This is a genomic window from Lactiplantibacillus pingfangensis, assembly GCF_005404945.1.
Classification (GTDB): Bacteria; Bacillota; Bacilli; order Lactobacillales; family Lactobacillaceae; genus Lactiplantibacillus; species Lactiplantibacillus pingfangensis.
On the sequence record NZ_BJDG01000024.1, the window covers coordinates 1 to 26932 of the forward strand.

At 44.6% G+C, this 26932-nt stretch carries 21 protein-coding genes; all 21 read right to left on the reverse strand.

Features of this window, described 5'->3' with window-relative positions:
- Positions 1-109: 109 nt before the first annotated feature.
- The gene (gene lepA / locus FFM74_RS10715) at positions 110-1948 is read right to left on the reverse strand and encodes a translation elongation factor 4 (protein WP_137626626.1); all 1839 of its coding nucleotides are present in this window, start codon (positions 1946-1948) and stop codon (positions 110-112) included.
- A gap of 152 nt (positions 1949-2100) precedes the next feature.
- Complete coding sequence (gene dltD, locus FFM74_RS10720) at positions 2101-3387, reverse strand: D-alanyl-lipoteichoic acid biosynthesis protein DltD (protein WP_137626627.1); 1287 nt, start codon at positions 3385-3387, stop codon at positions 2101-2103.
- Positions 3384-3626 (reverse strand): D-alanine--poly(phosphoribitol) ligase subunit DltC, encoded by a 243-nt coding sequence (dltC, locus tag FFM74_RS10725; protein ID WP_137626628.1) that lies wholly within the window; start codon positions 3624-3626, stop codon positions 3384-3386. Before dltC ends, dltD begins: the two co-directional genes overlap by 4 nt.
- 23 nt (positions 3627-3649) lie before the next feature.
- Positions 3650-4864 carry a D-alanyl-lipoteichoic acid biosynthesis protein DltB gene (gene dltB / locus FFM74_RS10730; RefSeq protein ID WP_137626629.1) on the reverse strand — a complete coding sequence of 405 codons (1215 nt, stop codon included), beginning with the start codon at positions 4862-4864 and terminating at the stop codon, positions 3650-3652.
- Entirely contained in the window at positions 4861-6396 is a 1536-nt protein-coding gene (gene dltA, locus FFM74_RS10735) for a D-alanine--poly(phosphoribitol) ligase subunit DltA (protein ID WP_137626630.1), read from the reverse strand. Before dltA ends, dltB begins: the two co-directional genes overlap by 4 nt.
- Before the next feature lie 38 nt (positions 6397-6434).
- On the reverse strand, positions 6435-6584 hold the full coding sequence (locus FFM74_RS10740; RefSeq protein WP_137626631.1) for a teichoic acid D-Ala incorporation-associated protein DltX: 150 nt from the start codon (positions 6582-6584) through the stop codon (positions 6435-6437).
- Between the two features lie 34 nt (positions 6585-6618).
- Complete coding sequence (locus FFM74_RS10745) at positions 6619-7815, reverse strand: serine hydrolase domain-containing protein (protein WP_223877220.1); 1197 nt, start codon at positions 7813-7815, stop codon at positions 6619-6621.
- Positions 7816-8226: 411 nt separating this feature from the next.
- The gene (gene dnaJ / locus FFM74_RS10750; protein ID WP_137626633.1) at positions 8227-9372 is read right to left on the reverse strand and encodes a molecular chaperone DnaJ; all 1146 of its coding nucleotides are present in this window, start codon (positions 9370-9372) and stop codon (positions 8227-8229) included.
- A gap of 104 nt (positions 9373-9476) precedes the next feature.
- On the reverse strand, positions 9477-11345 hold the full coding sequence (gene dnaK / locus FFM74_RS10755) for a molecular chaperone DnaK (RefSeq protein ID WP_137626634.1): 1869 nt from the start codon (positions 11343-11345) through the stop codon (positions 9477-9479).
- Positions 11346-11382: 37 nt separating this feature from the next.
- On the reverse strand, positions 11383-11979 hold the full coding sequence (grpE, locus tag FFM74_RS10760; protein WP_137626672.1) for a nucleotide exchange factor GrpE: 597 nt from the start codon (positions 11977-11979) through the stop codon (positions 11383-11385).
- A gap of 11 nt (positions 11980-11990) precedes the next feature.
- Positions 11991-13034, reverse strand: coding sequence for a heat-inducible transcriptional repressor HrcA (gene hrcA / locus FFM74_RS10765; RefSeq protein ID WP_137626635.1), 1044 nt, complete (start codon positions 13032-13034; stop codon positions 11991-11993).
- A gap of 168 nt (positions 13035-13202) precedes the next feature.
- Positions 13203-13913 (reverse strand): acetolactate decarboxylase, encoded by a 711-nt coding sequence (gene budA, locus FFM74_RS10770; RefSeq protein WP_137626636.1) that lies wholly within the window; start codon positions 13911-13913, stop codon positions 13203-13205.
- A 5-nt stretch (positions 13914-13918) separates the two neighbouring features.
- A complete protein-coding gene (gene ribF / locus FFM74_RS10775) occupies positions 13919-14914 on the reverse strand; it encodes a riboflavin biosynthesis protein RibF (RefSeq protein WP_137626637.1) in 996 nt (331 codons plus the stop codon).
- A 14-nt stretch (positions 14915-14928) separates the two neighbouring features.
- Positions 14929-15852 carry a tRNA pseudouridine(55) synthase TruB gene (gene truB, locus FFM74_RS10780; RefSeq protein WP_137626638.1) on the reverse strand — a complete coding sequence of 308 codons (924 nt, stop codon included), beginning with the start codon at positions 15850-15852 and terminating at the stop codon, positions 14929-14931.
- A gap of 1131 nt (positions 15853-16983) precedes the next feature.
- Positions 16984-17337, reverse strand: coding sequence for a 30S ribosome-binding factor RbfA (rbfA, locus tag FFM74_RS10785; protein ID WP_137607206.1), 354 nt, complete (start codon positions 17335-17337; stop codon positions 16984-16986).
- Between the two features lie 25 nt (positions 17338-17362).
- A complete protein-coding gene (gene infB / locus FFM74_RS10790; protein WP_137626639.1) occupies positions 17363-20023 on the reverse strand; it encodes a translation initiation factor IF-2 in 2661 nt (886 codons plus the stop codon).
- A gap of 13 nt (positions 20024-20036) precedes the next feature.
- On the reverse strand, positions 20037-20342 hold the full coding sequence (locus tag FFM74_RS10795) for a L7Ae/L30e/S12e/Gadd45 family ribosomal protein (protein ID WP_137626640.1): 306 nt from the start codon (positions 20340-20342) through the stop codon (positions 20037-20039).
- Entirely contained in the window at positions 20332-20631 is a 300-nt protein-coding gene (rnpM, locus tag FFM74_RS10800) for an RNase P modulator RnpM (protein ID WP_137626641.1), read from the reverse strand. The genes FFM74_RS10795 and rnpM overlap by 11 nt, the downstream gene beginning before the upstream one ends.
- An 18-nt stretch (positions 20632-20649) precedes the next feature.
- Positions 20650-21882 carry a transcription termination factor NusA gene (gene nusA / locus FFM74_RS10805; protein ID WP_137626642.1) on the reverse strand — a complete coding sequence of 411 codons (1233 nt, stop codon included), beginning with the start codon at positions 21880-21882 and terminating at the stop codon, positions 20650-20652.
- A gap of 19 nt (positions 21883-21901) precedes the next feature.
- The gene (rimP, locus tag FFM74_RS10810) at positions 21902-22423 is read right to left on the reverse strand and encodes a ribosome maturation factor RimP (protein WP_171000722.1); all 522 of its coding nucleotides are present in this window, start codon (positions 22421-22423) and stop codon (positions 21902-21904) included.
- Between the two features lie 91 nt (positions 22424-22514).
- Positions 22515-26825 carry a PolC-type DNA polymerase III gene (locus FFM74_RS10815; protein WP_137626644.1) on the reverse strand — a complete coding sequence of 1437 codons (4311 nt, stop codon included), beginning with the start codon at positions 26823-26825 and terminating at the stop codon, positions 22515-22517.
- Positions 26826-26932 lie beyond the last annotated feature (107 nt).

The following is a 26932-nucleotide window of genomic DNA, read 5'->3' on the forward strand; positions in this document are numbered from 1 at the left end:
TGTACAGAAAGCGCCCAGCCACGGGGCGGCTGGGCGCTAATGATAGCTGATTACCAACAACAGTTGACAAAGAGCCCAAAACAAAAGAGCTCCGCTTACGCGGAACCCCTTATTTAGTCGGCTTTTCTTCCTCGTCGGTTTTCAAAACTGCCATGAAGGCTTCTTGCGGGATTTCAACCCGTCCAACTGCCTTCATACGTTTCTTCCCAACCTTTTGCTTTTCAAGTAACTTCATCCGGCGAGTTCGGTCACCACCATAGAGATGGGCCGTAACATCTTTCCGATAAGCCTTGATGTTCGTCCGTGCAATCACTTTGGCCCCGATTGTCGCTTGAACCGGAATTTCAAAGTTTTGCCGCGGAATGATTGTTTTCAATTTTGACGCAATCTCACGACCACGTGCCGCCGCAAAATCACGATGCGCGATAAAACTCAACGCATCGACCTTGTCACCGTTCAACAAGATGTCAATTTTGACCAAATCACTGGCACGATAGCCATCTAGCTCATAATCCAATGACGCATAACCACGCGTATTCGACTTCAACTTATCAAAGAAATCAAAAATGATTTCTGACAACGGAATATGATAGATGACATTGACACGGTTATTGTCTAAATAAGCCATCGTATCAAATTCGCCCCGCTTACGTTGTGCCAACTCCATCACCGCACCGACATACTCATTTGGCACCATGATTTGCGCTTTAACATATGGTTCACGAATTTCTTTTAGTGAGGATGCTTCTGGCATTTCAGCCGGATTTTCAACATCTTTTTCGGTGCCATCTGTCATCAACACATGATAAGTGACGGACGGTGCCGTGGTAATCAAATCCAAATTGAATTCTCGTTCAAGCCGTTCTTGGATGACATCCATATGCAATAGTCCCAAGAAACCACAACGGAACCCGAAACCTAAAGCTTGTGATGATTCTGCTTCAAACTCCAAAGCGGCATCATTCAGCTTCAGTTTTTCTAACGCCTCACGTAAATCAGTAAACTTGGCATTATCGGTTGGGTAAATCCCGGCATAAACCATTGGATTCATTTCACGATAACCTGCCAAGGCCTTGTCAGCGGGATTAGCGGCATTCGTGACCGTATCACCAACTCGGGTATCTTGAATATCCTTGATACTGGCCGTAATATAGCCAACATCCCCTGCCATCAAATAGTCTCTGGCAATCGGCTTAGGCGAGTTAACACCCACTTCGGTGACGTCATAAGTACTGCCGCTGTTCATCAGCTTGATTTTATCACCAGGGCGCACGATGCCTTCGTGAACCCGCACACTCAAAACCACGCCACGATAATCATCATAGATTGAATCAAAAACTAAGGCTTTTAAGGGTGCGTCCAAATCACCGGTTGGTGCGGGAATTTTATGCACGACTTGTTCCAATAAAGCTTCAATCCCGATCCCAGCCTTGGCAGAGGCTAACACCGCATCAGAAGCGTCAATGCCAATATCGTCTTCAATTTCTTGTCGGACCTTTTCTGGTTCAGCGGACGGCAGATCGATCTTATTAATGACTGGCACAATCTCTAAGTCATCATCAATCGCTAGGTACACGTTAGCCAACGTCTGCGCTTCAACGCCTTGTGCCGCATCAACGACCAGGATGGCCCCTTCACAGGCAGCCAGGCTACGTGAGACCTCATAGGTGAAGTCCACGTGTCCTGGGGTATCAATCAGATGAAAAATATACGTCTCGCCATCTTTGGCCGTATAGTGTAGTTCCACGGCATTTAATTTAATCGTGATCCCGCGTTCGCGTTCCAAATCCATTGAATCCAGCACTTGGTCTTGCATCTCACGTTTCGAAATCGTATCCGTCAATTCAAGAATCCGATCCGCCAACGTTGATTTACCGTGATCAATGTGGGCGACGATTGAAAAATTCCGGATATGTTTTTGCCGATCTTGCATTGTCGCTTTATCCATTTATTTTCCTACTTTCTTACTAATTCCTAGTCCAGACAATTATACCAACTAAGCCGCACAATCACAATTTTTCTGGCAATTGAAAGCCCAAACTGAAACTTTTAGGCAAAAAAATAATCCCAACCAAGAACGGTTAGGATTATTGAAACGGCTTATTGTTGTTCAAAAGCTTTAAGATTTTTTGGATTCAATTGTTGCCAACGCTTCGTATAGAATTCATCATTCATATGATATTGTGGTTTCGTCAATGATTTTTTGCTCAAAAATGGATTGAGTTGTTGATCAACGGCTAACCAACCACGCCAGCCTAAATGAATCGTATCGGTCATAAAGTAATCTTGACCACCATCTTGTGACAAATCAATCACATTATTGAAACCTTGACTCGCTAACTGATAATGAATCTTTTTATCAAATTGCGCAATCATCTTCATTGAGAGGCCGGTATAGTTCGACCATCTTTGATTAATCGGTGGGATGACAAACATCACATCGGTATGATTTTTAGCAAATTGATTTAAGACCAATTGGAAGTCAGAAAATTCAGGTGACTTAGTGTAATCCAGATGCGTTTGCGAGTCTTTCAAATGCTTGTAGTTTCGTCGCAATTGCGTCTTCCAAAAAGTATTACTGATTTCCAAGCTATTAGACGTCGTCTGTTGCTTCCCAATTTGACCAGCCAATTTATCTAAATTAGCGTAGTTATAATTGGCAGGCAATTGTGATTCAGCCTTGTCGACTTTGCCAAGGTTCTTGCCAGAGATCCCAAATTTTGAAAAGAACTCGTCTTCACTGCCAAGCACTCGTGCCTTATAGTTGATATAAGCCCGTTGAGCACTCGTCGGCTTCAAGCCGGCAGCAACTCGCGTTAAGGCATTTGCCAGAACCTTATCAGAAGAACCAGATGGCATTTGTAGCAAGCGCTTAGCGGCGTAACGATCCATTTCGGTGTTTTGTTCGGTTTGCAACCAATCAGTCGTTTGCAAAGGTGAATAGTAGTACGTAAACGCATCTTTACGCGTCCCATTCGGCACAAACCATTGAGGTGAAATTACAAAGACAGCCTTCTTATTAGTTAACTGCTTTTTTACCGACTGCATCACGAAGTATTGGGTCAAAGATTGGGTACCACGCGCCCCCAACAAAAATGGCCGGTAATTACGTTGATACTTATCTGCCAATACCGACGGATGCATTGGATCAAATCGTGACCACTCCGATGAGCCAAAGAACGGCACGTAACCGTCTTCCAAAGCCTGACGTTTAATTAGCCGTCCTTTGAGGACATTCGGTGACAATGATACTGCCGCCTTTTGCTCAGTCGTTTTGGAAACATGATTTAATCCGAAAGAGAATGGTGAGAGCAGTACGGCCAATAATAAGATAGCTGCCAAAATAATTGGCCCGAAAATCTTAAAAAGGCGTTTTGGAACACTCATTGCATGTTCTCGACCTTAGCAACGATTTTAGCTGGTGTGTCCCATTCTGACCGTTCGAATTCTGAGACAGGCACTTCGATCCCTAATTGGTTTTGTAATTCCAATAAAAGTTGAACTGAACCCATTGAATCTAAGATACCTTCATCAAATAAGTTAGTGTCCATGTTACTAGAAACGTCTTCCCCTGTTAAATCTTGTAAAATTGATAATACTGTTGATTGTGTTTCATCCATGATAATAACTTCCCTTTTAAATTATTTTTTTAATGCCGTGGAACAAACCACAGCGTGTTCAAGAATCCTGAGAAAATTAAGAAACTGAAACAAACCACGTTAAACGTTAAGAAGATTGCAAAGTATTCCGTGAACTTGTTGTGCGGAATCTGTGCTTGATGCTTCTTCTTGTAACGTAACCACCAGTCATTGATGACCATCGCGAACCCATGGAATAATCCATAAACGATATAGTACCAAGTTTCGCCATGCCAGAACCCCATGATTAACATGTTAATCACATAAGCCACGTTGGCCGTCGTAATCCGGCTCTTAAACAGCTTGTGTTTCATCATGAAGAAAACTAACCGCATGTAGATGAAATCTCGGAACCAGAACGACAACGTCATATGCCAACGATTCCAGAAGTCTTTGATATTCTTTGACTTGAATGGTTGATTAAAGTTCATTGGTGTTTCGACACCCATCAAGTAACTGACCCCGACGGCAAACAAACTGTAACCTGCGAAGTCAAAGAACAGATCCATACTGTAGGTATACATGACACCCAAGAGTGCCCAGGAAATTCCGTGGGCCTGCATAGCCGCATGTTCAACGGTTGGTAACATCACTGTCCCAAAGATATAAGCCAATAAGAACTTATACAAGAAACCGAGGAAAATGTAGCGTACCCCTTTTTCCATTAAATCCAAATATTTCGCGCGGGTTGGCACACTATCGTAGTCCTTAACGAAACGACGATAACGGTCAATTGGCCCGGAAGAAATCGTTGGAAAGAACAGCAGGAACTGTCCGAATAAGATCGGGTGAAATTCTTTAATCACGCCATCACGGGTTTCCATGATGGTTTGAACCACTTTAAAGGTTAAATAGGAAATCCCCAAGAAACCAATAATGGAACTTGCCCCGTGCGCAACAGCGGGCGTAATTTTAACAACCGCTAATGGAATGATTGCTAAAATGACACTCACCACGAAAACCCAGCCCTTGTTAGCTGAATCCGCGCGCTGACGGTACTTCGAGTACAACCAAACTAAACAAATTTGGTAAATCAAGTAAATAATTAACGCAATCCCAGTCTTCCACTTAGGCCCCCCGAAGGTCAGCAACAGGAAGACAAATGAGATGATTGATTCGTAAATGTGTGAACGGTGGCCGTAAAGTAATCCAATCATTAACGGTAACAGAGCAATGAAAAGTAAGATGAAGTACGTTGGGTTACCGTATGGATCAAATGACATCATTCCGGATTAACCTCTTTCATAATCGACTTGACATCAATTTTGCCGTTCGGCGTTAATGGCAAGCTTTCTTGATAGACGAAACGCTGAGGAATCATATATTCCATCATCATTCCTTGTAAATCTTTTTTGATTGCGGTGGTCAAGGCAAAATCAGTTTCAAACTCATTTGGCTTTGGCACCACGTAGGCAATCATTTGGGTTACTTTATGCTCTTTATTGTACTTCGGTACGGCTACCGCTTGTTTAATATGTTGCTGTTGGCCTAAGAAATGGTCAACTTCTTCTAATTCGATTCGATACCCATGCATTTTGATCTGGAAATCAACCCGACCGCGATAACGGAACAAGCCGTCAGCGTCCATCGTACCAATATCTCCAGAATGATAAGCGCGTTGCCCATCTAGTTCAAAGAATGCTTTGGCTGTTTTTTCAGGATTATTTAAATACCCCTTTGAAACGCTGGGTCCAGCAATAATCAATTCGCCTTCAGTGCCAGTTGGAACGGGTTCACCGGGTTCACCGGTTTCATCAACGACAATCATCTGCGTATCGGCTTTCGCATAACCAATTGGCAAACGATCAAATTTTGCTAAGGCCTCATCGGTGATTTCGATTTGTGTCACTGCCACACACGTTTCCGTTGGCCCATAAGTATTAAAAATACGGGCCGCTGGGAATCGTTGTTTCAAGGTTGCTGCTGTTTTATGCGTCAACTCTTCCCCACAGAATAAGAAGTGGGTCAAGCTTGGCAAGTTTTCAGCATTAAATTTTGGTTCCAGCAAACAAATATCCATGAATGATGGCGTTGACACCCAGACATTGATTGGCAAGGTTGGTAACGCAGCAAATAACTGCTTGAAATCATCCGTAACTGCCTTTGGTAACGCGTAAAGCGTCCCACCAGCCGCAAGGGTTGGATACACATCCATCACTGAAAGGTCAAAGGAATACGGTGGCTGTGAAAGCGCATTAGGCTGCTCTGGCAAGCCGAAGTCATCACTGAGCATCCAGTTGACGTAGCTAAGCAAGTTATCATGACTAATTTGAACACCCTTAGGCTTACCAGTCGTCCCGGAAGTAAAGATAATATAATAATTATCGTCACCACTAACGGCATGATCAACTTGATAGTCCACCGGCGTGGCAAAAATTTCTGCCAATTGATCCGGTGTGATAACTGGTGTCGTCCCAACACCCGTTGGTAATTCTGCCACAGCAATTACGGCAGCTGGTTGGGCGATTTCATTAATCATCGTCAACCGTTCATTCGGTGAATGCGTATCAATCGGAATATAAGCCCGACCAGATTTAACAATCCCTAAGAACGTCGCAATCATTTCAAAAGTTTGGCCACCAAACACAATAATGGGTGCATCTGCCGCCAAATCTAGCGTATCTAAATGTGCTGCTAAGGCATCTGAATACCGTTTTAAGTCAGCATAAGTGTGTGTAACGCCTTGTACATCATAGACGACCTTTTCAGGTTGCGTCCGTGCAAAGTCATCTATTGTTGCAATCATATTTTTGATCATCAGTTATTCCCCCAAAAAGATCGTTATTGCCTTCCCAGCTAGAATTCATTGTAAATAAACTTCGCTTGGTTAATCCCACTGTAGCCATAAAGGTAAACCAGCGCTAGCATGACAGCAAAATAGAACACTGTCAATGAGATAAACTGAACGACTGGACGTCGAAACCAAAGTTTTAATTTTGCAAACATACAGTCACCTCCTAAAAATCAAGTCAAGTTAGGTTTAGTTTAAATTACCCAACATCATTTCTTCATAAATTTTGGCCATTGGTGTTTGAATATTTACAGCTGGCCGCCAATAATTTGACAGCAAGATGACACCACTTTGACCATCATTAGACAGCATCATCGCTGATTCTTGACCATAACCCATACCATGTGAACGTAGCGTTCCGGCATCAACACGGTAAAGACCGCCCGCGTACGGGCTCGTTGCAGTGCGTGTATGCAAAATCTCAACGTTTGACGCACTCATCAGGCGGCCTTCTAGGATCGCCGACTCAGCCTTGAACAAGTCACCAGCACTCATATAAACTTGGCCAGTACCGAGCTCATACGTCATTTGTGACTCAGGTTCACTGGCAACTGGTGTGTAATCGGCATTGACTTGTGTCTTAGTTGCCTGATAACCGATCGTTCCATTTTTGCCATAGCCATCAATCACAAAACCGGTATCATGAAGATCTAACTTCTTAATAATATTCTTTTCAAAGTAGTTTTGATAAGAAATACCACTCTGTTGTCGGATAATTCCAGCTAATAACAAGAAATTGATCGATGAATAGTTAAAGACACCATGTTTCTTAGCGTCATAAGTGGCGTTTGTGACCGCAAAATTAACGACTTGATTCTCAGGTAGCGCCTCTTCTGGTGCCTTCTTCAATTGTAAGCCACTGGACATATCCAGCATCATGCGAATCGTAATATCATCACCATGCGTAATACTTGGATAATATTTCGAAAGCTTGTCAGACAGCTTAACTTTTCCAGCCTGAACGAGTTGCATAATGCCAGCGGCGGTTAACGACTTTTGAATCGACAAGATTTGATACTTTGACCGCGGTCCATTTTTAAGCTTTTTGTCATAGTTCGCGTAGCCAAAGCCCTTTTGATAAATGACTTTTTTGTCTTTAACAACTAACGCCGTCCCAACAAAATTGTCCGCCTCAAGCATCGACGTGATCTGTTCATTGGTTGATTCTGTCTTACTAAATGGATCAGCCTTGATTTTTTCAGCAAGTTGCTTCTTTTTATCAGCCAGACGTTTTGCCTTTTCAGCTGCTTTCAGTTGTTTCACTTGCTTGACCGCTGCTTGTTCTTTTTGTTGGGCAACGGCCACTTGATGTTGCTCGTATTGGCGATAACCGACTCCCGCGCCGATTAGGCCAATTCCTACCAACAACACTAATCCTAGTTTCATTTGTTTCACAATTATCAACTTCCCCGTCAGTCAATTTACCACACAACATCACCGACTAGCGGTACGTTAAGTTCAAGGAATAGTTTACCAAGCGATGCCGTTTATTCGTGGTTTGCACTTGAAAACCATAAAAGTCTGCACGTTCGCACTGCCAAATGACCTATCTGTAACGGTTTTGTAACATTACCGTTGAATTGCCCCCACTGATCTGTTTTGAGCCCATTGGTTCACCTCCTTAATTAAGTCTAGCACCCACAATATTATAGTTATACTATATCGAAACCGAATTTCGAAAAAACGGCTGCCAGGCAGTTCAGTTAATAAACCAAGTCGGTTGCCTTTACGCTGTTAGCCCTGCATTGTCACACAAAAAAAGCACATCCAGTTTCCCGGACATGCTCAAAAATCAAGTTAAACGCCACGAAGTTTATCGAACAAAGAACTCTTACCATTGCCGGCAACGGATTTACCGCTTGCCTTGGCAAAAGTCTTCAACGCTTCTTTTTGGCCCTTATTTAATTTCGTTGGGGTTTGAATTGACACGGTAACCCGCTCGTCACCATTGCCATTGCCACGTAAACGTGGCGCCCCTTTTCCACGTAAGCGGAAAGTTGTTCCCGTCTGAGTACCAGCCGGGATCTTTAATTTCACATCACCATGGACCGTTTTAACGGCAACTTCATCACCCAAGGCCGCTTGAACAAAGTCAATCGGCAACTTGAAGTAAATCGTCGCGCCATCCCGTTCAAACTCATCACTGGGTTCAACCCGGAAAATGATAAACAGATCCCCGTAAGGCCCACCATTAGCACCGGCCTCACCTTGGTTTTGAAGACGCATTTGTTGGCCTTCTTCAACCCCAGCAGGAACCGTGACTTTAATTGAGTGGCTTTGTTCCGTATGACCAGAACCACCACAAGTGGCACACTTCTCTTTGATCTCTTTACCCGTCCCATGACAAACATCACAAACTTGTTGGCTCATCATGCGGCCAAGTGGGGTGTTCGTTTGAACTTGAATATAGCCACTACCATGACATTTTGAACAAGTGACCGGTGATGTTCCAGGTTTAGCCCCGGAACCACCACATGTTTCACAATGTTCCTCACGATTGTAGGTTATATTCGTTTTCTTACCAAAAATGGCATCTTCAAACTTGAGTGTCATTTCATATTGTAAGTCGCGACCTTGTTGCGGTGCGGTTGGATTTGGTCGCCGACCGCCACCACCAGCGCCACCGAAAAATGAACTGAAGATATCTTCAAAGCCACCGCCGCCAAAACCACCAAAGTCTTGACCACCAAAGCCACCGGCACCACCGCCGAAACCTTGTTGTTGGCCACCAGTTGAACCGAATTGATCATATTGCGCCCGTTTTTGCGGATCGCCTAATGTTTCGTAGGCTTCGTTGACCGCCTTAAACTTGTCTTCGGCACCAGGTTCATGGTTCAAATCGGGATGGTACTTTTTTGAGAGCTTACGATAAGCTTTTTTTATGTCATCCTGACTGGCATCTTTTGCAACACCCAGAACCTCATATAAATCTTGTTCTGCCATTGTAACCTCCTAATGATCCTTGATAAAGTCTCATTAATACTAGCATAGTTGACACAAAAAGCCAAAGCCGCGCGGCCTTGGCTTTTTGATCTAACCGATAATTTTTACTTCTTATCCTTATCTTTATCTAAGTCTTCGAAGTCGCCATCAACGGTGTTGTCATCGCCTTTAGCGTCACCCTTATCGGCACCTGCAGCAGCACCATCCGCGCCCTTAGCAGCATCTTGTGCTTCTTGCGTTTGTTGATAGAGTTTAACTGACAAGTCTTGGACGATCTTGTTCAAGTCATCCTTCTTGGCTTTCATTTCTTCAACGTTGTTGTCATCTTGTGCTTTCTTCAAAGCATCGCGGGCATCTTGGGCCTTCTTGACTTCTTCGTCAGAAACTTTACCTTTAAGTTCCTTGAGCGTCTTGTCCGTCGTAAAGATCAATTGGTCGACTTCATTCTTCAAATCAACTTCTTCTTTACGCTTCTTATCAGCATCTTCGTTTTCTTTGGCTTCCTTGACCATTTGATCAATTTCTTCGTCAGAAAGACCCGATGAACTCTTGATGGTAATTTTTTGTTCTTTGTTCGTGCCCATATCCTTCGCAGAAACGTTCACGATCCCATTTTTATCAATATCAAATTTAACTTCGATTTGAGGAACCCCACGTGGGGCAGCTGGAATATCATTCAGTTGGAAACGACCCAACGTCTTATTATCAGCGGCCATTGGACGTTCACCTTGCAAGACATGAATGTCAACGGCTGGTTGATTATCAGCAGCAGTTGAGAAGACTTGTGACTTGCTAGTTGGGATCGTGGTATTACGATCGATCAACTTAGTGAAGACACCACCCATGGTTTCAATCCCAAGTGATAATGGCGTGACATCCAAGAGGACAACGTCTTTAACATCACCAGTGATGACCCCACCTTGAACAGCGGCACCTAAAGCAACGGCTTCATCTGGGTTGATTGAATGGTTAGATTCCTTGCCAGTCCACTTTTCAACTGATTCTTGAACGGCTGGAATCCGAGTTGAGCCACCATTTAAGATGACAACATCCAAGTCAGAAGCTTGTAAGTTAGCATCCTTCAAGGCATTTTCAACTGGAATCCGAGTCTTTTCAACTAAGTCAGCCGTTAATTCGTTAAACTTGGCACGTGTCAAGCTTTGTTCCAAATGTAATGGGCCACTTGCGCCAGCAGAAATAAATGGCAAACTGATATTGGCTTCAGAAACACCTGAAAGGTCCTTCTTAGCCTTTTCAGCAGCATCCTTTAACCGTTGTAATGCCATCTTGTCTTGTGACAAGTCGACACCATTGTCAGCCTTGAAGCCGGCAACCAACCAGTCAATGATCTTTTGATCAAAGTCATCACCACCAAGGTGCGTATCACCATTAGTTGATAAGACTTCAAACACACCATCGCCTAATTCCAAGATGGAAACATCAAAAGTCCCACCACCAAGGTCATAAACTAAGATTTTTTCATCTTTGTCAGTTTTATCAAGACCATAAGCTAAGGCAGCGGCAGTTGGTTCGTTGATAATCCGTTCGATGTCCAAACCAGCAATCTTACCAGCGTCTTTAGTCGCTTGACGTTGCGCGTCATTAAAGTAAGCAGGCACGGTAACAACTGCTTTTTCAACCTTATCACCCAAGTAGTCTTCAGCAAAACCCTTGATATATTGTAAAATCATCGCTGAAATTTGTTGTGGGGTGTAGTCTTTGCCTTCAATGTTTACCTTATAGCCAGCTTCACCCATGTGACGCTTGATTGAAGCAACCGTGTTAGGGTTGGTGATTGCTTGCCGCTTGGCAACTTCACCAACTTGGGTTTCGCCATCTTTAAAAGCCACAACTGAAGGAACCGTCCGGCCACCTTCTGGAGTGGTAATAATCTTTGGTTCGCTACCTTCGAGTACGGCAACTGCAGAGTTAGTCGTCCCGAGGTCAATTCCGATAATTTTATTACTTGCCATAAATTAACAAACCTCTTTTAAATTTATTTTTAATTAATTATTGAGCCACAACGACCATTGCTGGACGTAGGGTTCGATCTTTAAATAGATACCCTTTTTGCAAGACTTGCACCACAGTTTCGGCTGGATGATCCTTGTCAGCAGGAACCGTTTGAACGGCCTGGTGAATATTTGGATCAAACCGTTCACCGTCAGCTGGCACCTCGACCACATGATGCTTTTTCAAGGCTTCTTGCAAATGACCATGAACCATTTCGACACCCTTCTTCAACTGACCAGCAGTTTCATCGGTGGCGTCTGCAGCTAGAGCGCGTTCCAAGTTATCTAACACTGGCAACACGTCTTTAGCCAACGCCTGACCATCATACTTGATGATTGACGCTTGTTCCTTCTTGAAGCGATTTTGCATGTTGACTAATTCGGCTTGCGCCCGCAACAATTGGTCATCTTTATCAGCCAATTGTTTAGTCAAATCAGCAAGTTGGGCCTCACGAGGATCAACTTTTGGTTGTGCCGATTGTGCTTTTTCGGTTGTCTCAGTTGCTACTGAATCAGCGGCGCCTGCTTCAACTTGACTCGTGGCACTTTCGGCTGAGTCGGTCGCACTAGTTGGTTTTTTTGCCAATGATTTCATCTCCCTGTCCGTCACTCGTCAAAGTACCGGTAATAATCTAACAATTTGCGGGCCAGTTCACGTTGAAACGCACCCATGAGCCCAATCATCCGCGAATACGGCATCGCCGTTGGCCCGAGCAACGCGATAATGCCTTGCCCGTGCTGATCGACGTCATACGTCGCAGTGATCAAACTGTAGTCTTTCAATAAATCGTTGGTGATTTCATTACCAATCCGCACTTGAATATGCTGACCGGGAGTACCAATCACATTTGCCAAGTTATCCGTTTGATCAAGTAATGAATACAATGATCGCATTTCTTTCGGATCTTGTAGGCTAGTATAATTGAATAAATTCAACTTACCACCGACGTAGAACCGTTCAGAAGCTGCCTTGGACAATACACTGCCAAAAATTGCTAAGAAGCCATCTGGATTTTGCAAATAATGCGCCAACTTCAATGGAATTTCTTTTTGCAATTTTGCCAGCACGTCTTGTAACGGCAGACCGATCAATTGATCATCAATGAAACGGACGACCGGTTCTAGTTCGTCACCAGAAAGATCGTTTGGAATTGTAAAGGTTTGATTCTCAACATCACCGTTATTCGTCACCAGAATTGCCATCACTTGATGATTGCCAAGTGGCACTAGACGAAAACCGCTGAGCCGACTATCTTTCAATTCCGGCCGCAACGTAAACGTGGTATAACTTGTCAATTGAGATAAGATATCCGCTGATTGCGCCACGATCTCATCGATTTTATGAAACTCACCACCCAACGAATGTTGAATGACCTTCAAGTCCCGATTATCCACCTTTTCAGGGGTTAAAATATGATCAACATAATAACGATAACCCTTAATTGATGGAATCCGACCCGAAGATAAATGCGTTTTGACGATTAATCCCAAATCCTCAAGTCGCGCCATTTCATTACGAATGGTTGCGGAGCTGACCTTCATCGGTAACTCCTGCACTAACGATTTGGACCCAACTGGGGTACCGCCTTCGGTATAGTCACGGACAATGGCCTTCAAAATTAGGCTTTGTCGTTCAGTTAACGTGATCATCACCTCTTTTTAGCACTTAACTTAATGGAGTGCTAACACAAGTACTAATATAACAACCCCCAACCTTAAAGTCAAGGAAAGACAAAGTATTTTAGCAAAATAATTGGTCGAGTGCTAAAAAGGAGCTATGACATCAGTCATGGCTCCTTTAGTCACACGCTTATCGTGCTAGCGTTCGGCCTTATTAATGGCCGAATCAATCGTGTCATTATCAAATTTTTCTGCTAAGTAATCCCCATTTTCAATTGGGAGATGCACTTGGAAATCGGCAAACTTTTGAAGACTTAATTTGGCTTGATCAATTTCAAAACCCAATAGATGTCCTCCCAATTGATGATCTGCGCTCAAAAAGTGCAGATGGAACCCACCAACCGTCGCGCCTTGGAACAAATGTGGTGCAAAGTACCCAATAATAGTTCCTTTAACATTAGTCCCCTCAAACTCTGGCTGAGTCGCCGTGGCATCAACGAGGGTTTTATATGGCTTCGTCTGATGTGGTGCGACGCGGGTTTTGACCTGTTTAAACATGCCATCCACCCGAACGGCTGCAAACACGTTTGCCAGTTGATACTCGTCAGCCACCTGAGTTTGAAAATCAGTCATTTTTAACTGATGGACCTCAGCGGTTTGCTGTGGCGCTTCAAAGTGCACGGACGCGAAGGGTAACGTTTCAGTTGGGGCAATTTCACGAATCTGACCATCTTCACGGGCCTGATAAGCATGCCCTTCTAAAATAATCACTTCGCCATTGAGCCCATCTAAGGTACCGATACCAGTATCACCGTGTTTTAATAAGTCACCGGCCGTAATCGTCCCATCATATAACCCAGGAACTAGCAGGCCTAAGGTGCCGTGTTGAAAAATCTGATTTGTTGCCATTACAGTTAATCCTCCTTATCGGCCAGCCAAGCTGACCACAACCGAGGTCGTGCCCGAAACGCATGGCGCTCATAATAATCGCGTGTCACCTGTTCATCTTGTTGCAACTGGGCCACAAGTTCGTCAGCACCGGCGAACTTAATTTCGCCACGCATGCGATGTCCCCAACGAATCGTTAAATTTTGACCATAAATATCGCCAGTAAAATCTAACAAATAGATTTCAACCGTAATCGGCCGATCATCCCCAAAAGTGATGTTACGGCCAACTGAGGCCATGCCAAGCACCCACTGATCTCGGACGTGCACCATGACCGCATAAGTCCCAATTCCAGGGACCCGCTCATTGTTGTCATGTGCGACGTTAGCCGTTGGAAAGCCGAGCGTTCGCCCACGTGCTTCACCATGAACCACCGTTCCGGCGGTTTCATACTGATAGCCAAGCAACTCATTAGCTTCGTCAATCAGACCTGCATCCAAAGCGGTCCGAATTCGCGTTGAGCTAATCTTTTCAGTGCCATCAATGGCTTTTGGCACTTCAATAATGTCAAATCGCTGCTGCGCGTAGTCGCTGAGCCGTTGCATGTTGGCGGTGGTTGCTGGGCCATAAGTATAATCAAATCCAGCGACAACGGTCGTCGCATGTAGCCCAACAACCAATTGATCCACGAACAGTTGTGGTGGCATGGCCCCCACAGCCGCATCAAAATGTAAAATGTACAAAATATCGACACCCAGTTCCGCCATCAACGTTTCTTTCTGCGCCACGGTCGTCAAGTAACGGACATGATCGGGAGCCGCATGTTGAAAAACAACGGAAGGATGTTGGTCAAACGTCATTGCTGCTAACTTGGTGCCATTCGCCTGGGCGTTTTCACGCGCAGCTGCAATAACACGTTGATGTCCGCGATGAACGCCGTCAAAAAATCCCAGTGCCAATGTAATCGCACCTGCGGGAATTTGACGCGCAAAATCGGGATAAGTTAAATTAATCACCTGCATGTTACAAAAACTCCTTAATCAACTGAAAACATTTTTAACGGCTTGTACCGTTGCGAGTCAGTCCGATAACTATATAAACATTTTATGCGGTCTTGATAGGTGAATGCAACTATCGTGTTCGCATCCGGATTAGGTTGTTGGCCTTCTTCCGGCAATAACCAGGCCCCATTTTTCACATGCGACCATAGCTCATCGGTTAAGGCCACTTGTGGATAGGCGGTCAGCGCCATTTCAATGGGTGCCAGTAGCTCTGCTTCGGTCCCCGCCGTCACTGCCGCTTCAATCTGTTCGAAGGTCACCGTTTCATCGAGCGTAAAGCCCCCACTCTTTAACCGGGTCAGATCACTCATTACGGCAGGTACCCCGAGCTGCTTACCCACATCGACGGCCAGTGTTCTGACGTAAGTGCCCTTACTGCAAGCCACCGTAAAGTAAATCGTCTGGGTTTGTTGTTCGGCATTGTACGTGGTAACCTGTCGCTGTTCAAAGCGCTCAATCGTAATCTGGCGCTTAGGCCGTTCAACTGTCTCACCATGCCGCGCATAGTCGTATAGCCGCCGACCATTAACCTTAACCGCGGAAAACATCGGCGGAATTTGCGTAATTTCACCAGTCATCGCGGCTAGCGCCTGATCAATCTCACTCGAACTAAATGGTTTGGTAATTGGCTCGCGTGCAATTTCATCGCCATCCAGATCTTCCGTTGTGGTGGCAAATCCCAGTGTAATACTGCCTTGATACTGCTTGCCAGAAGCAACCAAAAATTGCACGACTTTGGTTGCATCGCCAAGACAGATTGGTAACACGCCATCAACACTTGGGTCAAGTGTCCCTGAATGTCCCACTTTGCGGGTATGATATAATTTTCTAATTTTTGCCACACAGTCAAAACTCGTCAGTCCGCGTGGCTTATATAATGGTAAAATTCCGTTTGGCATAAATCTTACTCCTTAAAATTAACTTTTTTCAGTATACCACAACCGACTAAAACGATTACAGTGTCTCTTAGGTATCAAGATTTTCTCTAAATTCATTCCAGATAGGTCATTCATTCTAATTTTCCGCTTACTAATTGATTAGTGACTAGCGGTTAATTCCCGCCTACCGGGGGCTTCGTTTGGGGCTGGAACGCCATGAACCATTTTTGAGCCAAAAAGCGGTCTCAAAAGCTGGTTTTTGACTAACCGCGGACACCCTCCCCGCGCTAAGTCAAGCGCCACGGCTGAGCCCCAAACAAAGCCCCCTCACGGCTAGAGATGTGTATTATTTTAAAGTTACCAGTTGCCTAAAGAAACTATTCAGATGGCCACCTGTCGAACTAGTGGCCGCATCAACGTAGATCCGTCCAGAAGTAGTACTTGAGTGGTTACTTTTAACTTCTTTTAGAACAACTCAAATTTCTGGCGGTAAAGATTTGATTAGCATCAGAGGTGAAGGTTGAAAGAACAAATGAGCTCGTAACCACTCTCATACAAGCAACAGGCACTCTCAAATTAGTGAAGGCCCGCTCCGGCAGGCAGAAATCGCTGTGCTATGGTGGGACAATCGCAGCCATAGTGCGGGGCTGCAACTTCGACACAGCACAACGATTATCTCCGCTAAATCCTAACCTAAAAACAGTCAAATTAGCTGGAAGTCGCCGCTGATCCCATCGGTCGTGACTGTGGCGTTAGGTCGGCATATTTCTTGCCGGCGTTACGCTACGGACGGTCCGGGACACTTGCGATTTATGCAAGGGTTCCGGGCGAGGGCCAAGACGTTCCTCAGGCTTGAACCGGTCCCACGACCGCATGTTATCAGTGGCGACTGGAAGCGGAACTATCAACTAATTTCCATGCCCTAATCATTCACATGGCAATAGTTATTAGCAAGTTTGATTTTTCAACCGTTAGATCAGAGTAATAAACTTTAATCAAACGCCGACAACAATTGTCATTCAAGATTCGATTACTTCATTATACGATATGACTACCGGCTAATAACTAATCACTTGAACATTATATTTTTTCGAAAAAAAAGACCGTTCCGAGAATGATTTCCTCGAAACGGTCGTTACCAAAACTAGCGAACTAGTCTTGGCGTTTTAAATTGTTGATCAACTGATCAATTCGACTGCCATATTGAACAGAAGTATCCCGTTCAAAAGTAAGTTCAGGCGTCTTATAAATACTGAGACGTGATCCTAATTCACTACGAATCAGGCCTTTGGCTTTTTCAAGCCCTTTAGCCGTCTTCTCACCATCAGAAGCCTTATCTGATAAAATGCTGTAGAAAATTGTGGCTTGTTGCAAGTCACCCGTTACCGTCACACCGGTAATAGTTAAGCCGGCAACTCGTGGATCACGAACACGTTTCAAAAGAATGTCGTCGACTTCTTTTTGAATCTCTTGTTCAAGCCGACCAACCCGATAATGTTGTGCCATCTAGTGCACCTCCTTGAGGGATTGTTTATTCAATCGGAACTTCTTTCATGATATAAGCTTCAATGACATCATTAACCCGAATATCATTGTAGTCTTCAATCCGAAGTCCTAATTCAAAGCCTTGCTTGACTTCTTTGACGTCATCTTTAAAACGACGTAAACTAGCTAATTTACCGTCATAAATGACGACGCTATCACGAATGACCCGCACACCGGAATCACGATGAATGACCCCATCGGTAACCATCCCGCCACCAATCGTCCCAATCTTAGAAACCTTATAGATTTCACGGATTTCGGCTTGACCAGTGATCTTTTCCTCGTACTTAGGTTCAAGCATCCCTTTCATCGCGCTTTCGATTTCATCGATCGCGTTATAGATAACTTGATGTAAGCGAATGTCAACATCGTCAGTATCAGCTTGTGATTTTGCTTGTGGCGTTGGCCGCACATTGAATCCGATAATGATTGCGTTACTTGCTTCTGCTAAGGCGACATCACTTTCGTTAATGGCCCCAACAGCCGTATGGATAATATTAACCCGCACGCCTTCAACTTCAATCTTCTTCAAACTACCTGCCAAGGCTTCAACTGAACCTTGTACATCAGCCTTAATAATGACGTCAACTTCTTTGATTTCACCTTGCTTCATTGAATCAAACAAGTTGTCCAAAGTGACATGGTTCGTTTGTTTACGTTCGTCCATCAAGGCTTGCTTAGCACGTTCTTCGCCGGCTTCACGCGCAGTCTTCTCATCATCAAAGACCACGAAACGATCCCCAGCTTCAGGCACATCACTCAAACCAGTAATTTCGATTGGTGTTGACGGAATAGCTTCTTTAATCCGGCGACCATTATCATTCGTCATGGTCCGTACACGACCATAGGTATTCCCAACGACGATTGGGTCCCCAATATGCATCGTCCCTTGTTGAACTAATAACGTTGCCGTCGAACCCTTACCACGATCCAAACTAGCTTCCAAAACGGAGCCAGCTGCATTTTGGTCAGGATTAGCTTTCAATTCAAGCACTTCGGCCTGTAACAAGATCATGTCCAATAATTCATCCAAATTCTTACCGAATTTCGCTGAAATTTGAACAAAAATCGTGTCGCCACCCCAGTCTTCGGAAATCAACCCATATTCGGTTAATTGTTCCATGACGTGGTTCGGGTTAGCACCTGGCTTATCAATCTTGTTAACAGCAACGATAATTGGCACTTTCGCCGCTTTGGCATGGTTAATTGCTTCAATGGTTTGTGGCATGACCCCATCGTCAGCAGCGACCACTAAAACGGTAATATCGGTAATATCAGCACCACGAGCCCGCATTTCGGTAAAGGCCGCATGTCCTGGCGTATCCAAGAACGTAATTGACTTACCATTATGTTGCACTTGATAGGCCCCGATTGCTTGGGTGATCCCACCAGCTTCGCCGGCCGTCACGTGGGTATGCCGTAACTTATCCAAAAGCGTGGTCTTACCATGATCGACGTGTCCCATAACCGTCACGACTGGGGCACGAGTCACTGCATTTTCCATGTTTTGGTTCTCTTCGTCAAAGAACTTGTCCAAGTCAGTCACATCGACTTCAACCTTTTCTTCGGCGTTAATTCCGTAGTCAGCAGCTAAAACTTCAATCGTGTCTTTATCCAAGGATTGGTTTTGGTTAACCGCCACACCAAGCATAAACAACTTCTTGATGATTTCAGCTGGTTCACGATGCAAGATTTTACCCAAATCTTGCGCATTCATACCAACCGTATAGACTAAGGTTTCTGGTAACGGCCGATCTTTCCGAACGGAAACTGGCTTGTTCGTCACTTGCCGAATTCGTTGGTTCTTACGATTTTGCTTCTTGTTATTGCGACGACGGTTATTGTTGTTACCACCACGATAACGACCACCACCGCCATTGTTATTCAAGCTGCCGCCAAAACGACCGCTACCGTTACGACTGCTGTTATTGCTACCAGTGCTACTATTGCTGCTCCGGTTGGTCGAGTTAGTCGACCGATTTTGTGACCCATTCGACCGGTTTTGGCCATTACCATTACTAGTCCGGCTTTGGCTGTTGTTCGACCGGTTTTGTGAACCAGTTGACCGATTAGCGCCGCCAGTCGTCCGTGATCCGTTGCTATTGTTTGAACGGGTCGTATTATTGCTACGGTTAGCCGTCGAATTAGTCGACCGATTTTGGCTACTATTCCGATTTTGACCGTTAGCTGACCGATTGGCACTGTTAGTGCGGCTGCCGTTGCTACTATTTGAACGCGTGCCATTGTTTGATGATGGCCGTGAACTCGTTGACCGCGCGCTACTGTTGTTCGAACGCGTCCCGTTACTGCTGTTACTGTTGTTCCGACTTTGGCTATGATTGTTATTATTATTTCGATTATTATTCAAAGAATCACCACTCTGTAAATGACGCGAGTTGGATTGCTGCTGATTCGCAGTTCGTGTCACCTTTTTAGCTTCTGGTTTCGAAGCCTGACCGGTAGCCCCGGTCGTTTGAGATTTAGGATTGGTCACAACGGCGCCGCCAGTTAATTGACGGGCTTCGTTGTCACCGAGTGTCGACATATGATTTTTGACGGAGAATCCCAATTGTTGTGCTTTTGCAATCAACTGTTTACTTGGAATATTTAGCTCCTTCGCTAATTCATAAATTCGCTTTTTCCCCATATCTTCACCCTCCTTACTTTGTCATGATTGAAACCATTTTCTTGGCAAAACCAGCATCAGTTATGGCAATCACCGTACGTGGATTACCATTAGCTGCGGTCAGTTCTGCGCGCGTTAAGGTATCAATCACTGGTACATCATAAGATTGGGCCTTATCATGAAATTTTTTGGCTGTCGTGGGACCAGCGTCACTTGCAATAAAAACAAGTTTGGCTGATTGGTTACGAATTGCCGTTAACGTTAAGTTCTCACCAGCAATTTGTTGTTTGGCACGCCGTGAAAGGCCCAGTAAGTTTAAACAAGCTTGTTTAGGCGTCATCACCGAATAATTCCTTTCGGGCTTGTTGGTGATCAACGTAAGCCACTAGCTCGTCGTAGAAAGCCGCATCCACTTTAACCCCAAAAGCTTTATCAAAAGTTTTTTTGGCTTTAGCTTGTTCGGCAACTGCAACGTCTAAGGCAATGTAAGCCCCGCGACCCGGCTTTTTACCGGTTGGGTCAACGGAAACTTCATCTTGCTTGTTTTTAACGACACGTACGAGTTCTTTCTTGGGATGCATTTCACCCGTTACAATATCTTTGCGTAACGGCACTTTTCTTTTTTTCAAGGCCCAGACCTCCTCTAATTATTCAGCATCACTCGCGGATGGGTCACTATCATCAGCCGAAGCCAAGGTCGCTTCAGTTGATTCTTCATCACTAGTTGATGCTGGTTCAGCTGCAACGGCACTATCCGCAGTCAGATCGTCCGCTGCATCCTCAGTTTCAGTCTCCGGAGCAGTTTCAGCGGCGGCGACATCCGTGGGGTTCTCATCCATTATATCAGATGCTTCGGTTTCAGATTTAATATCAATCTTAAATCCAGTTAATTTTGCAGCTAAACGGGCGTTTTGGCCACGCTTACCGATGGCTAATGATAATTGGTAATCAGGCACAACGACCGTACAGCCACGTTCATTTTCAGGATCAAAAATGACATCCAAAACTTCGGCAGGATTTAAGGCATTCGCGATAAATACCGCGGTATCATCCGTCCATTCCACAATATCCATGTTTTCGCCGTGTAATTCATTGACGATCGTTTGCACCCGTTGTCCTTTAGGCCCAACACAGGTCCCGACTGGATCAACGTTCGGATTGTTTGAACGGACCGCAACTTTCGCCCGGTCGCCCGCTTCACGTGCGATTGACACAATTTCAACAATGCCATCGAAGATTTCAGGCACTTCTTGTTCAAACAAGCGCTTCAATAAGTCTGGCGCTGTCCGTGAAACAAAGACTTGTGGGCCCTTTGTGGCATTTTCAACTTTTGACACATAAACTTTAATTTTGTCATGAATGCGATAAGTTTCACCAGGTAATTGATCAGAACGACCCATCACGGCTTCGACTTTACCTAAACTGACGTAAACAAAGCGATTATCTTGGCGTTCAACTTCACCAGTCACGATTTCATTCTCGTATTGGCTATATTCGTCAAAGATGATCCCACGTTCAGCTTCACGTACCCGTTGCATGATGACTTGCTTAGCAGTCTGAGCAGCAATCCGGCCAAAGTTTTTTGGCGTGACTTCAAAACGAATATCGTCACCAATTTCGTAAGCGCGGTTGATTTCGAGTGCATCTTGTAAACTAACTTCCAAGCGTGAGTCAAAGACATCTTCAACGACTTCCTTAACGGCATAAACGTGAATATTGCCCTTAACTTGATCAAAGTCAACTTCAACATTTTGTGCTTGGCCGTAATTACGCTTATAAGCAGAAACCAAAGCTGCTTCTAAGGCATCAATCACAACTTCTTTTTTGATTCCTTTTTCTGATTCTAGGGTGTCTAACGCCCCTAATAATTCCTTACTCATGTGTACACTCCTTTACTAACTAAAACTTCACTGCCAACCGTGCTTGAGAAATCATTTCACGATCAATTGTCACAGTTTTGTGTCGCGTTTTATCTAAGTAATTAATAGTCAATGTCTCGGGGGTCACAGCGGCTAAATCGCCATCAAACGCCTTTTTACCATCAACTTTTTGATACAAGCCGACATGGATGTACTTCCCAATGGCATTTTGATAATCGGCTTCTTTTTTAAGTGGCCGTTCCGCACCAGGCGAAGACACCTCCAAAAAATAGGCTTGTGGAATTGGATCAGGATCCATACTATCCAATTTTTCACTTAATTCATCACTGACCATGGCACATTCTTCAATATTAATGCCCCCTGGCTTGTCGATATAGAGTCGTAAATACCAACTCTGACCCTCACGGACAAATTCAAGATCAACTAATTCAAACTGGTGGGTCGCCACAATGGCTTGTGCCAACGGCTGAATGGTCTCAACAACATTATTGCTCACGTTTGCGCCTCCTATCCAGATTAGTCCAATAAAAAGAGTGAGCATCGCTGCTCACTCGTTAACGAGTTTTAAATTACACTCATATATTATCATAATAATGCGTAATCCGCAACACTAAGCGACTTTCACGCGGTTTTTAGAATAAAGAAAGTTGATTCTCATCAGGTAAGCCCTTCAAAATTCCATATTGGCTCATAAAATCAATTAATTTTTGTGAAACCTTACCGCGTTTTGACAAATCTTCCTTCGATAAGAATTTTTTGTCAGCACGAGCCGCCACAATCTGTTTGGCCACACCTAAGCCCAAACTCGGAATCGACCGGAATGGCGCAATTAAGGTATCCCCCTCAATCAACCAGTCCGACGCATCTGATTTATACAAGTCGACCATTTGAAATTTAAAGCCACGTTCCAACATCTCATTCGCCAATTCCAAGACCGTTAGCAAGTTCTTCTCACCAACTTTAGCATCATTGCCTAAATCCTGAATTTTTTTCATGGATGCCTTAACCGATTCTTTGCCTTGTGACATGGCCACGAGGTCAAAATCATCAGCACGGACTGAAAAATAGGCGGCGTAATAAATCAATGGGAAATAGACTTTGAAATAAGCCACGCGCAGTGCCATTAAGATATACGCTGCCGCATGGGCCCGCGGGAACATATACTTAATTTTCAAGCAAGACTCAATGTACCAATCCGGCACGTCAGCATCTTTCATCGCCTGTTGCCAGTCGTCTGGAATTCCACGGCCTTTACGAACGTGTTCCATAATCTGAAACGACATATCCGATTCCATGCCATAGTGAATCAAGTCGGTCATGATGTTATCACGACAACCAATAACTTCCGCCAGCGTGACCGTCCCATCTTTGATCAACTCTTCGGCATTGCCTAACCACACATCCGTCCCGTGAGACAAGCCAGAAATTTGCAGTAATTCGTTAAACGTCGACGGATGGGTTTCTTCCAACATACCACGGACAAATCGCGTCCCAAATTCGGGAATCCCGAGGGTTCCAGTTTTTGAAAAGATTTGATCTTCAGTCACACCTAGGACTTCTGGGCTCGAAAAGATTTTCATGACGTTCGGATCAACCGGTGGAATACTTTCCGGTTTAATTCCCGAGAGATCTTGTAGCATCCGGATCATGGTCGGATCATCATGTCCCAGAATATCAATTTTCAAAATATTATCATGGATCGAATGGAAATCAAAATGGGTCGTTTGCCAAGCCGCCGTCTGATCATCCGCTGGATATTGCACCGGCGTAAAGTCATAGATGTCCATGTAATCTGGCACAACAATGATCCCAGCCGGATGTTGTCCCGTCGATCGTTTGACCCCGGTAATGCCTTTCGCTAACCGGTCAATCTCGGCAGTTCGCAAATTTTGCTCGGTGGTGCGTTCATAACCTTTGGCATAACCATAACCCGTTTTATCGGCAACGGTCCCAATCGTTCCGGCACGATAAACGTTCTTTTCACCGAACAACACTTTGGTGTAATTATGGGCAATTGGTTGATAGTCTCCCGAAAAGTTCAAATCAATATCGGGAACTTTATTCCCATAAAATCCAAGGAAAGTTTCGAAAGGAATATTCTGACCATCACGTACCATGTTCGTCCCACATTCAGGACAATCTTTGGGTGGCAAATCATAGCCTGAACCGTATTCATTGTTCGTGTAAAAGTGCGAATATTGGCAATTTGGACAACGATAATGGGCCGGCATCGGGTTAACTTCGGTAATCCCAGAAAGGGTCGCCACGAGACTAGACCCAACCGAACCACGTGACCCAACCAAATAACCATCCTTATTACTCTTGAAAACTAATCGTTGGGCAATCAGATAAATAACCGAGAACCCATTGCCGATAATACTCTTCAATTCCTTATCGACACGCTTCTGCACGATTTCTGGCAACGGGTCGCCATACCAAGCATGTGCCCGGTCCATCGTTAGTTTCTTAATTTCGGCCTCGGCGCCTTTCATTCGCGGCGTGTATAGCTTGTCCTTAACCGGTCGAACCACTTCAAATTGATTGGCAATTTGTTGAGAAGCCGTCACCACGACGCGCTGCGCCAACTCGTCACCTAAGAAATGAAACGCCGCCAACATTTCATCGGTCGTCCGAAAATGAACATCTGGAAACTCGGTACGATTAGCGGTTCTTGGCTGCGAGCGAACTAAGACGGTTCGATAGATTTTATCTTCTGGATTCAAGTAGTGGACATCACCAGTGGCGACGACTGGAATATTTAAGTCATCACCTAAAGTAACCATATTTTTGAGAATATCTTCAAGGCGGGCGTTATCGGCAATTAATCCTGATGCAACCAGTGGTGAATACGCCGGTTTGGGCTGAATTTCAAGAAAATCATAGTAACTGGCCTTTTTTCGGGCCTCCACTTGGCCTTTTTGCATCATCGCCGTAAAGACTTCACCATTTGCACAAGCCGAGCCAACGAGAATGCCATCACGATATTTATTCAATAAACTACGCGGAACGCGCGGCTTTTCATAAAAGTAATCGACATTTGAAGCTGAAATAATCCGGAAGAGATTCTTCAGGCCAGCCTGAGTTTGCGCATAAAGCGTCGCATGGAACGGTCGACTATGGCGGTAGGCATTATTCTCATTCATATGATTATTTAGTTGATCATGGAACTGAACCCCGTAGCGTTCTTCGGCGTCTTTTAAGAAAATATGATTCAGGTGACCGGTTGATTCCGCATCATAGATGGCTCGATGATGATGTTCCAAGGACACGTTGAACCGTTTTGCCAACGTATTTAACGTAAAACGTTTCAGGTCAGGATATAACCAATGTGCCAAAGTTAAGGTATCAATAATGGGATTTTCAATCGGTGGCATCCCATGACGAGCATAGCCAGTATTCATGAACCCAATATCGAAGGTAACATTATGCCCAACAACGATGGCATCCCCACAAAATTCACGGAAGAGCTTGAAAACTTCTTCTTCAGATTTTGAGCCGCGAACCATTTCATCCGTGATACTCGTCAAGTTAGTCGTCGTCTCTGACAAATGAAAGCCCGGGTCGATGAACTCTTCAAACTGTTCCGTCACGTTACCTTTGAACATTTTGACGGCCGACAGTTCAATGACTTTGTCATAAATGGCGGACAAACCAGTCGTTTCAGTATCAAAGATCACATAGGTTGATTCTTTCAAATCTTCGTGAGCATCATTAAACGCAATCGGCTCGCCATCGTCGACCATGTTTGCTTCGACACCATAGATCACTTTGATCTTGTTTTTTTGACCAGCGGCAAACGCTTCTGGAAAGGCTTGAGCCCCAGAATGATCCGTAATGGCAATCGCTGGTTGGCCCCACTTGGCAGCTTGGGCGACAAAATCAGAAACCGTATTCGTCGCATCCATGGCACTCATATTCGAATGCAAATGAAGTTCAACCCGCTTTTGATCTGCCGGCGCGGTATCTTGGCGCGACGCATGTGAGATCTCATTAATATCATAAGCATTAATCGTTAAATCTCGCATAAAACTGTCTTCTTGCACAGAACCGCGCGCGCGGACCCACATCCCTTGCTTCAATGCCGCAAATTGAGCCTCATCATCGCTGTTCCGTGAGAACTTTTTAATGACCATCGACGAACTGTAATCGGTGATTTTAAGAATCAATAATTGTCGTTGTGAACGCAAGGTGCGGACTTCCATATCGAAGACGTACCCTTCCACGATCACCGAGCGTTCTTCTTCGGTAATTTGAACCAGTTGCTTGGCTGGCTCTTGCGAATTAATCTGCTTACCTAATTGAACTGGCCCATCAATTGGTGCGGGTGAGTCCGACTGTTTAGCCCGTTTTTCATTCGCCTTTTTAATGGCTGCTTCTGCTTTTTTCGCCAACGCTTGATCGGATTTGGCTTTTTGCGCATGAAACGCCTTGATTTTTTCTTGCGAGGCGGTTTCATCAATCAACGTATGCACGGAAAACTTTGGAAAACCTAATTGTCGATAGGTTTCCTCAATTGGTCCTAACGCCTGATTGGTCAAAAAGTTTTGAATCACCTCATTTTCAGCCAACAAAATGACCCGATGATCTTCATAAGACGGGACATTACTATTACAGAGTGATTGGACCAGTGGCGAAGAAATCCCACTGTTTTGCACAATCCACTCCCAATAATCAGCCAGTGCGCGCGGATTGACCTCGCTGTCGTCAGTCGTAATCTGTAGGCTGATGCCAGCAATTTCATGAAAAGCAAGTTGTAGCTTATTATTGAAAGTCATGAATTGTGAAAATGGTAAAACGTGTTGAAAATGTAAATGGAACTCCCAAACTTTCGAGGCTTGATGAACGGTCAGCTTTTCGATGGTCGCCGCTTGAAAGGGCTCATCCATCGGCATCTCAATTTGCTCAAGCAGTTTCTCAAACATTTCCTGCTGATTTAAGCTCACGCGTGTTCCTCCTTTTGTTCTTTAAAACCAAACTAAAATCACCTAGTTTCTTGGTTGCCGAAACTAGGTGATTTTCTGCATACACAATGAGTTAAGTGTACGCATTT

What these genes read in the sequence shown, in the direction of transcription:
- lepA (WP_137626626.1), bottom strand. Translation starts at nt 1,948, where the DNA reads ATGGATAAAGCGACAATGCAAGATCGGCAAAAACATATCCGGAATTTT.
- dltD (WP_137626627.1), bottom strand. Translation starts at nt 3,387, where the DNA reads ATGAGTGTTCCAAAACGCCTTTTTAAGATTTTCGGGCCAATTATTTTG.
- dltB (WP_137626629.1), bottom strand. Translation starts at nt 4,864, where the DNA reads ATGATGTCATTTGATCCATACGGTAACCCAACGTACTTCATCTTACTT.
- dltA (WP_137626630.1), bottom strand. Translation starts at nt 6,396, where the DNA reads ATGATCAAAAATATGATTGCAACAATAGATGACTTTGCACGGACGCAA.
- FFM74_RS10740 (WP_137626631.1), bottom strand. Translation starts at nt 6,584, where the DNA reads ATGTTTGCAAAATTAAAACTTTGGTTTCGACGTCCAGTCGTTCAGTTT.
- FFM74_RS10745 (WP_223877220.1), bottom strand. Translation starts at nt 7,815, where the DNA reads ATGAAACTAGGATTAGTGTTGTTGGTAGGAATTGGCCTAATCGGCGCG.
- dnaJ (WP_137626633.1), bottom strand. Translation starts at nt 9,372, where the DNA reads ATGGCAGAACAAGATTTATATGAGGTTCTGGGTGTTGCAAAAGATGCC.
- dnaK (WP_137626634.1), bottom strand. Translation starts at nt 11,345, where the DNA reads ATGGCAAGTAATAAAATTATCGGAATTGACCTCGGGACGACTAACTCT.
- grpE (WP_137626672.1), bottom strand. Translation starts at nt 11,979, where the DNA reads ATGAAATCATTGGCAAAAAAACCAACTAGTGCGACCGACTCAGCCGAA.
- hrcA (WP_137626635.1), bottom strand. Translation starts at nt 13,034, where the DNA reads ATGATCACGTTAACTGAACGACAAAGCCTAATTTTGAAGGCCATTGTC.
- budA (WP_137626636.1), bottom strand. Translation starts at nt 13,913, where the DNA reads ATGGCAACAAATCAGATTTTTCAACACGGCACCTTAGGCCTGCTAGTT.
- ribF (WP_137626637.1), bottom strand. Translation starts at nt 14,914, where the DNA reads ATGCAGGTGATTAATTTAACTTATCCCGATTTTGCGCGTCAAATTCCC.
- truB (WP_137626638.1), bottom strand. Translation starts at nt 15,852, where the DNA reads ATGCCAAACGGAATTTTACCATTATATAAGCCACGCGGACTGACGAGT.
- rbfA (WP_137607206.1), bottom strand. Translation starts at nt 17,337, where the DNA reads ATGGCACAACATTATCGGGTTGGTCGGCTTGAACAAGAGATTCAAAAA.
- infB (WP_137626639.1), bottom strand. Translation starts at nt 20,023, where the DNA reads ATGGGGAAAAAGCGAATTTATGAATTAGCGAAGGAGCTAAATATTCCA.
- FFM74_RS10795 (WP_137626640.1), bottom strand. Translation starts at nt 20,342, where the DNA reads ATGACGCCTAAACAAGCTTGTTTAAACTTACTGGGCCTTTCACGGCGT.
- nusA (WP_137626642.1), bottom strand. Translation starts at nt 21,882, where the DNA reads ATGAGTAAGGAATTATTAGGGGCGTTAGACACCCTAGAATCAGAAAAA.
- rimP (WP_171000722.1), bottom strand. Translation starts at nt 22,423, where the DNA reads ATGCTCACTCTTTTTATTGGACTAATCTGGATAGGAGGCGCAAACGTG.